12 protein-coding genes are annotated in these 12,751 nt (G+C 52.3%); 8 read left to right on the top strand and 4 right to left on the bottom strand.

What is annotated here, in order from left to right; genetic code table 11:
• Window positions 1-66: 66 nt before the first annotated feature.
• Both ACE5LO_RS18190 and ACE5LO_RS18195 read right to left on the bottom strand, forming a co-directional pair.
• Window positions 67-267: a copper ion binding protein gene (locus tag ACE5LO_RS18190; RefSeq protein ID WP_375521430.1), complete on the bottom strand. Its 201-nt coding sequence runs from the start codon at window positions 265-267 to the stop codon at window positions 67-69.
• A 23-nt stretch (window positions 268-290) separates the two neighbouring features.
• Complete coding sequence (locus ACE5LO_RS18195) at window positions 291-644, bottom strand: metal-sensitive transcriptional regulator (protein ID WP_375521455.1); 354 nt, start codon at window positions 642-644, stop codon at window positions 291-293.
• A gap of 342 nt (window positions 645-986) precedes the next feature.
• On the opposite strand from ACE5LO_RS18195, the gene ACE5LO_RS18200 reads away from it, so the two are divergent.
• The 6 genes from ACE5LO_RS18200 to ACE5LO_RS18225 all read left to right on the top strand — a co-directional run bounded on the left by ACE5LO_RS18200 (window position 987) and on the right by ACE5LO_RS18225 (window position 8,019).
• Window positions 987-1,577: a DUF5317 domain-containing protein gene (locus tag ACE5LO_RS18200; RefSeq protein ID WP_375521431.1), complete on the top strand. Its 591-nt coding sequence runs from the start codon at window positions 987-989 to the stop codon at window positions 1,575-1,577.
• Between the two features lie 294 nt (window positions 1,578-1,871).
• Entirely contained in the window at window positions 1,872-3,716 is a 1,845-nt protein-coding gene (locus ACE5LO_RS18205; RefSeq protein ID WP_375521432.1) for a bifunctional diguanylate cyclase/phosphohydrolase, read from the top strand.
• A gap of 37 nt (window positions 3,717-3,753) precedes the next feature.
• Window positions 3,754-4,593: a sensor histidine kinase gene (locus ACE5LO_RS18210; RefSeq protein ID WP_375521433.1), complete on the top strand. Its 840-nt coding sequence runs from the start codon at window positions 3,754-3,756 to the stop codon at window positions 4,591-4,593.
• The gene (locus ACE5LO_RS18215; RefSeq protein ID WP_375521434.1) at window positions 4,590-5,246 is read left to right on the top strand and encodes a response regulator; all 657 of its coding nucleotides are present in this window, start codon (window positions 4,590-4,592) and stop codon (window positions 5,244-5,246) included. The genes ACE5LO_RS18210 and ACE5LO_RS18215 overlap by 4 nt, the downstream gene beginning before the upstream one ends.
• A gap of 240 nt (window positions 5,247-5,486) precedes the next feature.
• Window positions 5,487-7,196: a copper resistance protein CopC gene (locus ACE5LO_RS18220; protein ID WP_375521435.1), complete on the top strand. Its 1,710-nt coding sequence runs from the start codon at window positions 5,487-5,489 to the stop codon at window positions 7,194-7,196.
• 85 nt (window positions 7,197-7,281) lie between these two features.
• Window positions 7,282-8,019, top strand: coding sequence for a YcnI family copper-binding membrane protein (locus tag ACE5LO_RS18225; protein WP_375521436.1), 738 nt, complete (start codon window positions 7,282-7,284; stop codon window positions 8,017-8,019).
• A 784-nt stretch (window positions 8,020-8,803) separates the two neighbouring features.
• Here the strand turns inward: ACE5LO_RS18225 and ACE5LO_RS18230 are convergent.
• Both ACE5LO_RS18230 and ACE5LO_RS18235 read right to left on the bottom strand, forming a co-directional pair.
• On the bottom strand, window positions 8,804-10,081 hold the full coding sequence (locus ACE5LO_RS18230; RefSeq protein ID WP_375521437.1) for a DUF445 domain-containing protein: 1,278 nt from the start codon (window positions 10,079-10,081) through the stop codon (window positions 8,804-8,806).
• Between the two features lie 200 nt (window positions 10,082-10,281).
• Entirely contained in the window at window positions 10,282-10,743 is a 462-nt protein-coding gene (locus ACE5LO_RS18235; RefSeq protein ID WP_375357192.1) for a cupin domain-containing protein, read from the bottom strand.
• A 390-nt stretch (window positions 10,744-11,133) separates the two neighbouring features.
• On the opposite strand from ACE5LO_RS18235, the gene ACE5LO_RS18240 reads away from it, so the two are divergent.
• Entirely contained in the window at window positions 11,134-11,862 is a 729-nt protein-coding gene (locus ACE5LO_RS18240; RefSeq protein WP_375521456.1) for an amino acid ABC transporter ATP-binding protein, read from the top strand.
• A 29-nt stretch (window positions 11,863-11,891) separates the two neighbouring features.
• Complete coding sequence (locus tag ACE5LO_RS18245; RefSeq protein WP_375521438.1) at window positions 11,892-12,737, top strand: ABC transporter substrate-binding protein; 846 nt, start codon at window positions 11,892-11,894, stop codon at window positions 12,735-12,737.
• Window positions 12,738-12,751: the final 14 nt, after the last annotated feature.

The raw sequence follows: 12,751 nt of genomic DNA on the forward strand, positions 1-12,751 counted from the left end.
AAGAAAGAGCTTCATCCCCTGAAGCTCCCCCTCGCTTTTGCAAAAGCCTGGTTTCTGTATCTCGTTTCAGACCACATCATAACCCTGATCTTCTATCGCATCCTTAATCGCCTTCAACGTTGCTTTGCCCTCATCAAATTCGACCTCTACCGTCTTGGATGCAAGATCGACCTTGGCGCTGCCCCCTGCATTTTTAACGGCTGTTTGTACAGCATTAACGCAATGGTTGCAGGACATTCCTTCTACATTCAGCGTAACTTGTGCCATTGTTCATTTCCTCCCTGGATATATTATTTCATCAATTTCTTGACAGTAACCAAAAGCTCATCAATCACTTCATCTTCTCCCGCCTGTATGCGTTCGATCACACAGCTCTTCATGTGCCCTTCCAGCAGCAGCTTGCCGACACCGTTCAACGCGGACTGGACAGCCGCAATTTGGTTCAGTACATCGTCGCAATAGGTGTCTTTCTCAATCAGTCCCTTGATGCCACGGATCTGCCCTTCAATCCGGTTCAAGCGCGATATCATGCTGTTCTTCAGTTCAGGAGAATGATGGCTGCGTCTGACCGCCGTTTCTTCACCGGTGTCAGTATGGCCGCAGGCGTGGACATTGCCGTCAGCCTGCACCGCATCTGCTCCCATTTCCGGATGCTTCACTGGCTGTTCCCTCCCCCATGTGTTATACACACATCATAATATACCCCCACAGGGTATGTCAAACCCATTTATCTCAATATTCGAAAAACATAATTTTCGACCAAAAATGTCCATGAATTTGGTAAAAAATACTCATTACATTTTACTTGATTCTGGTATAATGTCTACAATATTTCATTTTATTCGAAAATTCGCGGTTTATTCTTGCTTGTTCACAACGTCTTTTACACAAAAATGCAAGAACATGAAGAGTTATTTCGAAGGATTTTGTTGAAACCGCTCACGTTGTATCATCACTTATACAAATCACGTTACGGAGGATGCGCTATGGTGTATGATGGAGTGCTGCTCGGCTTGATCACCGGTCTGTTCAGGGGCGGATTTCGTCAGGGTTTGACGGGATTAAGCCATATCCGGCTGGTTGCCGGCTGGATCTTTCCACTCCTGCTGCTCGTTCAGCTTGGTATTTTTTATCTTCAGGAGGACTCCGCCTTTCTGGCTTCCATTAATGGCTATCTGTTCATGGCCGTTTATGTGGCAGGCCTTGTATTTCTCTGGCTGAACAGACATCAGCCCGGCTTCCTTATCATTCTGATCGGCGTGTTCCTGAATTTTCTCGTTATGGCTGTCAACGGTGGGCGTATGCCGGTATCTTTGACCGCCTCCTACGTCCTGGGCCCTTATTATGTTGAACTGCTGCAGTCGGGAGAGGTTATATCCAAGCATTTTATGATGAATGACAGCACCCGCCTTTCTTTTCTGGGTGATATCATCCCCCTGTCCGCCCCTTATCCCCGCACCCAGGTGATCAGCGTCGGTGACGTCGTGATGAATGTCGGCATCTTTCTGTTCATTCAGCGTGTCATGGTGGTCAAGAAGAAAAAAATAAACAAACAGGTGAATCCGCATCATGCCTAATATACAGCATACTACGCTGAAGGGAGGTAGAAGAGGATGAAAAACATCAAATATTCACGCATTGTTGTAAACGCCATTATTATTGCTTCTGTTGTTATCGCTCTGACTTCCGGATACAAGATTGGCGGTTAATGATTTGTATCCATCACCCAGACAGGCCGGGATCGGCCTGTTTTTTCGTGTATTCTCCGGCAGTGTCGATTGTGGTCACATCATTGCGAATGAGTGGATTTTTCGCACAGACCCTGATATGTTAGACATCAAGATTCCCTACAAGGCAGGAGAACAATACCCATGAGATTATTGAAATCTCTCCATCAGCACATTACCCCTACCGGCATCTACGCTGTAGTGATATGCCTCGCTGGTGCCGCGATATTTGGATATACGAACAAGGGGTCCTTTTTGCAGTATTCCTCCTTGGAATGGGTTACCGTCTATTCCATGCTGGGAGCTGTGCTTATCCTTGAATACTTCACGTTTCAGCTTCCGCCTGCAAGCAACAAGCAGTCCATGGACTCGTCCGTTTATCTTGCCTGCATATTCGTCCACGGCAGCGAAGTTGCCATCTTCATCCTGCTGCTAACGAGCGTAATTGCGGCGATCCGGGATTACAAGCTTTCCTGGTGGAAGCATTTTATCAATTTTTCCATTTACGCGTTGTCTATTTTTTCAGCAGCCTCCATTTTTCAATGGGCCGGAGGGTCCCAGGGGCCGCTTAATGATGGTTATATCGCCGCTTATGTTTTGTCCATGCTCACCTATTTTGCGGTAAATACGTTCACCCTGGGGTTATACTTCTATTTGGCCTACGAAGGCTCGTTAAAGCAGCTGCGGAGAGCCTTCGTCGCAGAATCCCTGCTGGTGTACCTGTGCACGCTGATTCTGTCGCTGGTGCTGACCGTGCTGATCTATCACAACGGCATTCTGGGGCTGGTGCTGTTCCTGGGGCTGAGCATGCTGCTGTCACACGCCTTCAAGAAGCTGTTTGATATGTTCAGAGATGTGGAAGAAAAGTCCATCATGGACCGCCGGACCGGTTTATATAACCACAGTTATTTTGAAAATGCGCTCGAATCCGAGCTGAAGACAGCAAGAAAAGACAAGCTCCCCCTGTCGCTTGCCTTAATAGATATCGATGACTTCAAGAGGTTTAACGATCAATTCGGCCATCTGAAAGGGGATCAGCTGCTCGGGTTTCTGGGCAATCTGTTGAAGAAGGAAACGGAAAAGACCAGCATAACCGCCTCGCGATACGGCGGCGAGGAATTCACCCTGCTGATGCCGGGGTATTCCGCCGAACAGGCCTATGAAATGGTCAATCGCATCCGCAAGAAGCTGAACGATTCCCATTATGAGGGGGTGGAGATTTTCCCCCACGGGTGCCTATCCTTCTCAGCCGGCATCTCGGAATATCAGGCCGGGATTTACGATAAATCCCAGCTTGTGGATCAGGCTGACAAGGCCTTGTATTATGCGAAGCGTCAGGGGAAAAATGCAGTCCATCTATCCGGCAGCTATAATGAGACGGAACGCGAAATCGACCTCGCCCAGGATATCCGGGATATTGAGCAGCAGCTCACCTTATTTTTATACAAGGATATTAATGCCTTCAAACATTCCAAGCGTGTATTCAAATACGCCATGGATATCAGCGAAGTGCTGGGGCTAGGACAGGAGGAGAAACGCCGCTTTGTGCTTGGATCCCTGATTCATGATATCGGAAAGCTGGAAATTCCCTGGGATATTATGAACAAAAAAGAAAAGCTCACTCCCGATGAATGGAGGCTCGTGAAGGGACATGTTACCTGGGGCAGACGAATCGTCGAAGCCAACGAACGCTTTGAAGAGCTGATCCCGTTCATCGAGCTGCATCACGAGCGATATGACGGCACCGGTTATCCTTACGGCTTCGCGGGGGATGAAATCCCGCGGCTGTGCCGCATGCTTACCATTATCGATTCCTTTGATGCGATGACGACGGAGAGGCCCTATCAGCGGACGAAAACGTTCGAGCAGGCCCTGAACGAGCTGCGCGCCTGCTCCGGCACACAGTTTGATCCCGAACTCACCCGTATTTTTATCCGTTACATCAAAGACTCACATCTGTCCTCCCCTTACATCCGTTCACTGCAGTAGCTATAATGTAAAGAAAGAATGACTTAAGGAGAGCGGGATGAAATACAGACAACTCAAATGGATGATTCTTATCATTCCAACCATTACCGTCGGCTTGTGGGAATATGTGAGGCATCAGTTTCTGCTGCCTGTCATTTCAATGGAGACAGGCAACTGGCTGACTCCGTTCATTGTGTTTGTCATCAGTGTAACGCTGCTCAGGCGCCTGTTCACCCTCATGGAGGCATCCCGGGCCGAGCTTGAGAGGGAACGGGCCACCAAGGATGTGCTGCAGGCCCGGGAAATGCTTGCGCGGGAGCTGCATGACGGCATTGCCCAGTCGCTGTTTCTGCTGTCCGTCAAAATCGATAAAGCCGAACGCAGCATCGGCTCCGCTGCGGATTCATCGCATTGGAGCGGGATCCGCAAAACACTGCATGAGGTGGACCGATATGTCCGGCAGTCCATTTCCAATCTGCGTGATCTTCCGCCCCATTCGGACCGGGCGGCACTTCCCTCGATGCTGCAGCGGGTCAGAGACACAGCCGATGATGTCTACCCCCAGGCTGACGTGGAGTGGGACATGGCCGATGAAGCCTTGACGGCCCGTGAACAGGCCGAGCTGCTCGCTTGCATCCGGGAAGCGCTGCTGAACGCCCGCAAGCATGCCCAGGCCAGCCTGATCAGCATCCATGGAACGCCAGCAGGGCAGCAGGGCTGGAGGATGCTTGTTGAAGACAATGGCCGTGGCTTTGAGGGCGACCCGTTGGACAGGGCGGACAGGTACGGGCTGCGCATTACGAGGGAACGCGCAGAACAAATGGGATGGACGTTCACATTTGAACGGCGCAACGGCAGGACCGTAATGGAGATTTCCAAAGGAGGGCAAGTCAATTGAACAGGACAAGGGTGCTGGTCGCGGACGATTCAGCCCACGCACGGGAGGCGATCTCCGATATTCTGGCGGAAGACGGGGCTTTTGAAATCATCGGGGAAGCTTCCGGCGGAGAACAGGCTCTCCGCATGACAGAGGAGCTGATGCCGGATTTGATTCTGATGGATATTCGCATGCCGGATATGGACGGGCTGGAGGCCACTGGACTGATCAAGATGCGTTTTCCGTACGTAAAGATCGTAATCATCACCGTATCCGACGATGCGGCCCATTTATTCGAGGCGCTGAAGCGGGGGGCGCAAGGCTATCTGCTGAAAAACCTGTCTCCCTCCACCTGGCTGGAATACTTGCGGGCTGTAGTCAGTGATGAAGCGCCGCTGAGCCAGGAACTGGCTTACCGTATTTTGCAGGAATTCCCGGCTCCTCCGAAGCAGACGGCAGCAGGTCAGAGCCTGACCCCCCGCGAGCGGGAAATTCTGAACTGGGTGGCGTCCGGACAGACGAACAAGGAAATCGGGGAAGGGCTGGGCATCTCGGAGCAGACCGTCAAAAATCATCTCAAAAACATTCTTCATAAATTGCAGCTCGAAAACCGCGTCCAGCTTACACGTTACGCCCTGGAACAGGGACTGGTCGACCGGCAGCCGCGCAAATAAGCAGACAGGCACAGATACCCGTGCCTGTCTTTTAATTGTATTATTTGTAAATCATATGAATAGTTAAGCAAATAAAGTATACTTCTCAGCTTTCATGTGATATTTTTCATACTTCTGTCAAATTTCCGCGCTCAATTTTCCTGTAATATAGCCCATTGTGGGGATGTCCCCATTCCTTGCGAAATACTATAATGATCACTCATCAAGATTACTTATTGAAACATGTTCCGGAGGTGCCTTATGAACCGCAGCATCCGAGCCGTGCTGAGAGCCGGCTTTACAAGTCTTGGTCTGGCGCTGCTTTTCCTGTTCCCACATATGGCTTGGGCTCACGCTTCGCTTGTGGACTCCAATCCTGCCGCCAATGAGGTGCTCAGCGAGCCGCCTGCCGACATCGAGATGACCTTCAGCGAGCATTTGCAGCCTGCGTTTCTGTCCGTACAGGTGAGGGGCGCTAACGGTTCGAGAGTGGATACAGGAGACGCAGCGCTGTCCCCCGGCGATGCTGCGGTGGTTACTGCCAGCTTGAAGACCGGTATTCCCGACGGCGTTTATACCATAACCTGGCGAGTGCTGTCCGCTGACGGACACCCTATTCAAGGGGTTATTCCTTTCCAGGTCGGCACTGCAGGCGAGATGCCGGGCGGAACCGGATCTGCCACTCCTTCTCCCCCGGCCCGCCCTGACCTTGTTGCCGTACGCTGGCTGCTCTATGCGGGTTTGTCCCTGTTATTCGGGCTGCTGTGCTTCCGTCTTTACGTGTGGCGCAGCCATAACGAGAGCAACAGTTCCTGGCTGGAGGCGGGAGCGGCTCGCTTGCAGGCGCTGATCTGGACAGGCTTTGCCATAACCACCGCAGCGGTATTGGTCAGTCTGCCCTTGCAGGTCTCCTGGGATGCCGGGGTGCCGGTAGCCCGTGCCTTTTCCCCGGCGTTGATCGGTGAAGCCCTGCAGTTCACAACCGCAGGCAAGGTCTGGTTTGTCCAGGTCATGATTTTGCTGCTGCTCAGCGTGCTGCTGCTGTATGCTTTCGACCATGCCCAGCCTGAGCGCAGGCGGCTGTTGTGGTCCCATACGGCGGTCATCCTGATCCTCGGTATCATGCTGGCCAAAGCCTTCACAGGCCATGCGGCGGCGGCTCCGATCCCGGCTTTGACCATCACCGCCGATTTCGTTCATCTGGCAGCCGCCTCCTTCTGGATTGGCGCGCTCGCTGCCATGATCCTGTACTTGCCGGCAGCCACTCGGCAGCTTCCCGCCACGGAGAGCGGACGCGTCCGGAACGAGACGATGCGGCGGTTTGCCGGGTGGGGCATGACGGCGGCGGCAGTTCTGCTGGCGACAGGCATTTATACCGCCCTGGTGCATCTGCCTTCACTTGGCGCGCTCATCACAACAGGCTATGGTTATACGCTGCTTGGCAAAACAGCGCTGCTGATCGTCATGCTTGCCTTCGCCGCTTACCAGTTCCTGCGAGCCCGCCAGTCAGACGGTCGTACGCAGAACGGAGCCGCGATCCGCTGGGAGCTCTCCACCGGCATGCTCGTGCTGCTGCTGGCCGCGCTGCTTACCCATCTGTCCCCTACTGCAGGGGCAGAGACTGAGGCGGAAAACGGCTCTTTCCGGCAGACAGCAGCAGCAGGCAGCTATACGGTCGAGCTGTCCGTTGATCCGACCAGGGTAGGCAGCAGCAGCTTCCAGGTCTGGATCCGCGACACTGGCGAGCAGCCTGTTGCGGACATTCAGCAGATAACGCTGACACTGACACCTGAAGCTGATGGCAGCCAAAACCAAAGCCAGGAAATTGTGATTCCCGGCAAGTCTGCCCAACCGTTCGACGCTAAGGGCTTGCTTGCTGCCCCAGGCACCTGGACCGTTAAGGTGCATGCCCTGACCGGGTCCCTCGATTCCATCGATGCCGACTTCGAGCTGCCTGTTGCCGGCCCGTAACATGCTTATGGAAAGCCGACTGTACCATTCAGGGCTTCAAGGCAGCCGCAGCCCGAAATTATTTTAAAAGGAGTAAAAAAAACTGATGAATACAAACAATCGTTCCTTCAAAAAGAAATTGATGAAATTATCCTCCGCCTTTTCCGCTGCTGTGACGGGGGCGCTGTTGTTCGCCGGTATTGCCAGCGCGCATGTCACCGTCTCCCCTGCCGTCTCGCAGCCGGAAGCTTGGGAGACCTATACGATCAAGGTGCCTGTCGAAAAAGATGTGGCCACCACGAAGGTAGCCCTTAAAATTCCGGAGGGCGTGGAGTTCAAGCAGTATGAGCCCATTCCTGGCTGGAAGGTCAGCACAACCGCTGGTGACTCCGGCACCGTCAAAACCGTAACCTGGACCGCTGAAGGGGAAGGAATTCTGGCCGGCCAGTACCAGCGGTTCAGCTTTGTGGCCGTGAATCCATCCGCAGAAGCGAAAGTCGCCTGGGATGCCTTCCAGTATTATGCGGATGGAAGCATTGTCGAATGGACCGGTGATGAAGGGTCCGACCTCCCTCATTCCGTGACGACCGTGACTGCTGACCCCGCAGCAGCGCCGGAGCAAAGCGGGCACAGCGATGCCAAAACAGGACACAACGGCGCACCTGGTGCAGCAGATACCAATGAAGGAGAACAGACCGCCACTGACAACAGCTCTGCTGCCTCACAAGCCGCCCCGGCTGCATCAGCCTCTTCCGGTGTGCAAACCGCCACACTTGTGATCAGCATCGCCGCCCTCTTGTTATCCGCCGCGGCCCTCCTGCGTGCGTTAAAAAGCCGGAGATAACGGGGGAAAACGGAGATCTACTACTGGGGTGGACGCTGAATCAAAGCAGACAGCTTTTTTCCAGCTTTCTTGCAAGAAGAGGATGATCCCCTCAGAGTCTAGTAGTCAGAGTGAGATAGGTATCTATAGATGTGGTGTCTATAAAAGGTGTGGTGTCTGGTGTCCGTTACCTGGTGTGTGGTGTGTGGTGTGTGGTGCCTGGTGCCCGGTGCTTGGTGCCTCTCCATACAGCCTTGCACGATTATCCCTTTTGCTCAGAATGCGGAGGGTGGAGGTTCGGAGGGCCTAGGGGAAGGAATAAAGAGAAACGAGACAAAAGAGTGATAAGAATAAAAGAGACGGCTCAAATGGGATATCCGGTTTGAAACTGGAACACACGTTTGGCATAATAAAAAAAGAACTTATGCTCGTGTATTATAGATTCGGGGGTACAGGCATGCTCGTGCCTCATTTGATCCGTTATTTACTTTAACGTGCCTAAAATGTATTTTTTCGGTTCCTGGTTTTCTGTTTTTCTGTGCCTGATCCAACGGGATAATCGTGCAAAGCCCCTGAACAGCGAGTATCACATGTCTTGCCACGATCGGCTGGCAGCTTGACTGTCAAGCACTAGAAGGGGTTTCGAATTCCTCAGAACCTAGTAGCTACAAAGGCTGAAGTGGATTCGGGCTCTGTGAAAGTTGAGTAATTAAGCCCACTTAGTATTAAATCTGGCTGCAAAAAAAGGACCTCTTTCCCACTTAATAGTGAGATTTGAGGTCCTTTGACTTTGATCTATCCCAAATCACCAAATAGGTGATTCTACCAGCATACGAATTCCCGTAAGCACGATGCCGATCAAGAACCCGGTCAGCGCCCCGTTGATACGAATCCACTGCAGATCCTGCCCCAGCTTGTCCTCCATAAGCGTGATCAGTGTGGCGTTATCCATCTTCTCCACATTTTCTCTGACCAGATCGCCGATCCGGCCGTGATTCTTCTCCACCAGACTGGTAATAGCCGAGATAATCTGCTCATTTAGCCTGTCAAGCAGTTCCTCGTGCTTGCGCAAATCCTCAAGCAGCCGTGCACACAGCGGAAAAATATGAGCCTGCACATAAGCCCCATCCTCCATATAGACCAGCAGGCGGCTGCGCAGCTCCTCCAGCTTGCCCAGCACCATTTCTTCGCCCTTCCAGGAGGCGGCCTGTTCATTTTTCCAATCATTCAGTCTGGTATGAACCGCGCTGTCCGACGCCAGCTTCTCAATCTGTCCCTGCAAGCCTGTCAGCAAAGCAGAGCGACGCGGATGATGCTCCATCTGCAGCTCATCTATTCTTGCCAGCAAAAACTGCCGGATCATTTCCCCCATACGCTCCTCATTGAGGTAACCAAGAAACGCATTGACCGCGAACTGCATTAGTCCGTGCAACTGCAAGCCTGAAATGGCCTGCATGCCCATCGTTCCCAGCGTCATGATGGACTCTGGCTTCCTCAGCCAGGATTCCGCCTGCTCAAGCGCATAATCCAGTGCCTTGTGGTCATAGCCGTGTTCCAATGTCTTGTTTGCCAGCGATTCAAGCAGTTGCCCTGCATCCAGGGAAGTCATCTGCCTGCGGATCTCCTCCGTAATGACTGGGGCGATACTGTCCAGCGGTAGCCGGCTCACCAGCCGTTTCGCCAGTGTATCGATGGCCTCGGCCGCCTTAGGGGATGCAAGCGCCTGCTCCGCCCCGCCAAGCAGCATTTCCGCGAGCCGGATATCCCTGATTTTGGCTGCGATGCTTTCTTTGTTCAACAAATTATTTTCCACCGTGCCCACCAGCGCATCTGTCAGCTTGCCCCGGTTTTTGGGGAGAAGTGCCGTATGCGGGATTGGAATGCCCAGCGGATGGCGGAACAGTGCCGTAACGGCGAACCAGTCCGCCAGACCGCCAACCATTCCGGCCTCAAATGCGCCTGCCAACAGACGGACAGCGCCGTACTGCTGAAACGGAAGGGATGCTGCAAATCCTGCCCCCATTATGACTAACGACCAGGTGGCCGCTTTCTTGGTCTGTCTTCTCTGTTTCGGTTTTGCCATGATTTATCCTCCAAACAATGCCCCTCTGACTGAATTACCCTTTGGCACCATATTATCACCGTACGGCAAAAATCCCAAACAGTAGCCTTCATAAACCGTCACCATTCTACAGCAATAAAAATCTGCCAATGACAAAAAAGGACCTGCCGCCGGTCACCAGACCGTGCGTCAGCCCCTTTTTCCAACTACGGATCACATGCTCATTCCTGCGGACGGGAATACAGCTTGAAATCATCAAAGTGGAAGCCCGGCGCAACCACACAAGTAACAAGCACCGGCTCATCGCCGAGCGGACGGGCTGTCTGCCACACACCACCTGGAACAAGCGCCTGCGGAGACTCTCCCTTCTCCACATCAGCGCCTACAATAATGACAGTTTCTTCGCCAGGCTCTACGCCGCTGCCCCCCAGCTTCAGCTCGATCGGACTCCCGCTGTGGTACAGCCAGAGCTCATCAGAGTGCACCACATGCCACTCGGAGAATTCACCGGGATGAAGCAGAAAATACGTTGAGGACGCAGCAAAGCGGGGGCCGGAATACACGTCCGGCAGCACCGGTTTCGGAATTTGAAAATTGGCCTTCCACATCTCCTTGTACCATCCGCCTTCGGGATGCGGTTCCATATGTAATGCCGCCACCAGCGGGGAAACAGGTTTGCTCATCATCATTACCTTCCTTTATTAAAAATATTGCCTTATTCAAACAAAGACGCTCCCTCTACTGTAAGACACTTACATACATTTGTCACGCAGCAGTCGTGAAATACTATATTCCCTTTACGATATGCTTATGCCTCCATATCTATATGGCTTATGCTTCCATATTTATATGCTTATGCTTCCATATCTTAATCTTGTGTTATCTTTCTTCACAAAAAATCTTGAAATTCCCATAATATCATTGTATCATGAATTATCTATCTTTATCGTGTTCTATTAGCTAACATAACAAAAATGTGTTTATTTTACAGCTACGATGTTAAAATGGAGGCATAGACACTAGCTACTGGCTACTGAACTTAGAGCTTAAGCACAGACAAAGGGGGGCTCGTTCTGATTCAGTTTCGGAACGTCAACAAATATTACGGCAGCTTTCAAGTTCTGAAAGACATCAACCTGACGATTGAAGAAGGCCAGGTCGTTGTGATTATTGGCCCTTCCGGTTCCGGTAAGAGTACACTGCTTCGCTGCATGAACCGTCTGGAGACGATTTCCAGCGGCGAGCTGATCGTCAACGGTGTGCAGCTTCATGACAAGAAAGTGGACATCAACAAGTTCCGCCGCAACATCGGCATGGTTTTCCAGCACTTCAACCTTTATCCTCATAAGCGGGTCATTGACAACATCGTGCTTGCTCCGACGAAGGTTCTCGGTGTGACTAAATCGGAAGCCGCCGCGACAGCCATGACTTATCTGAAGCGGGTTGGCATTGAAGACAAGGCACAGAGCTATCCTTCACAGCTGTCCGGAGGACAGCAGCAGCGTGTCGCCATCGCACGGGGGCTAGCCATGAAACCCCAGGTCATGCTGTTTGATGAGCCGACGTCGGCACTCGACCCCGAGACGATTGGTGAAGTGCTTGATGTGATGCGTTCTCTTGCCCATGATGGCATGACGATGGTGATTGTCACCCATGAGATGGGCTTTGCCCGCGAGGTTGCCGACAGGGTCATTTTTATGGATCAGGGTCAGATTCTGGAAGACAGTACGCCGGCCGAGTTTTTTGCCGAGCCGCGTGAAGAACGTGCACGCACGTTCCTTAGCCGTTTGATCAACCACTAAATATAAAGCTTTGAAAGGGGTTCAATCTTATGAAAAAAGGTTTGAAATGGAATGCGCTTTTGCTGCTCGTCCTCTCTTTCGCTCTCGTTCTTGCCGCATGCGGCAACAATGCTTCATCCGGCACCAACACCGGCTCTTCCGGTGAATCCGGCGGCAAAGCGCAAAGCGCGCTGGATGCCATCAAGGAACGCGGCAAGCTCGTTGTCGGTGTAAAGAGCGACACCAAGCTTTTCGGTCTGAAAAACACCGGCACCGGTGAAATCGAAGGCTTCGACGTGGATATCGCAAAAGCGATCGCAAAGCACATTTTGGGTGACGAATCCAAGATTGAACTGAAAGAAGTAACCTCCAAGACCCGCATTCCCCTCCTGCAAAACGGCGAAATCGACATGATCGTCGCAACGATGACGATTACGGAAGAACGCAAGCAGCAGGTTGACTTCAGCGACGTATATTTTGAAGCAGGCCAATCCCTGCTCGTTCCGAAGGGAAGCCCGATTACCGGCGTAGATTCTTTGACTAAAGGCACAACCGTGCTCGCCGTTAAAGGCTCCACCTCCGTAAAAAATATCAGGGAAAAGGCTCCGGAAGCCGAAGTGCTTGAATTTGAAAACTATCAGGATGCCTTCAACGCGCTCAAAGCCAATAAAGGCGACACCCTGACAACAGACAACGCCATTCTGCTCGGAATGCAGCAGCAGGACCCGAACTTCGAGCTGGTAGGCGGCAACTTCACGGACGAACCCTACGGCATCGCAGTGAAGAAAGGCTCCAGCGATCTGCTGCAGGCGGTCAACGATACGCTGGCTGACCTGAAGTCAAGCGGTGATTATGACAAACTGTATGAGCAGTGGCTTGGCGTTAAACCTGAATAAAAGAATGGCGGAAG

Origin of the sequence: Paenibacillus medicaginis (assembly GCF_042138635.1) — a bacterium.
Taxonomy (GTDB): domain Bacteria; phylum Bacillota; class Bacilli; order Paenibacillales; family Paenibacillaceae; genus Paenibacillus; species Paenibacillus medicaginis.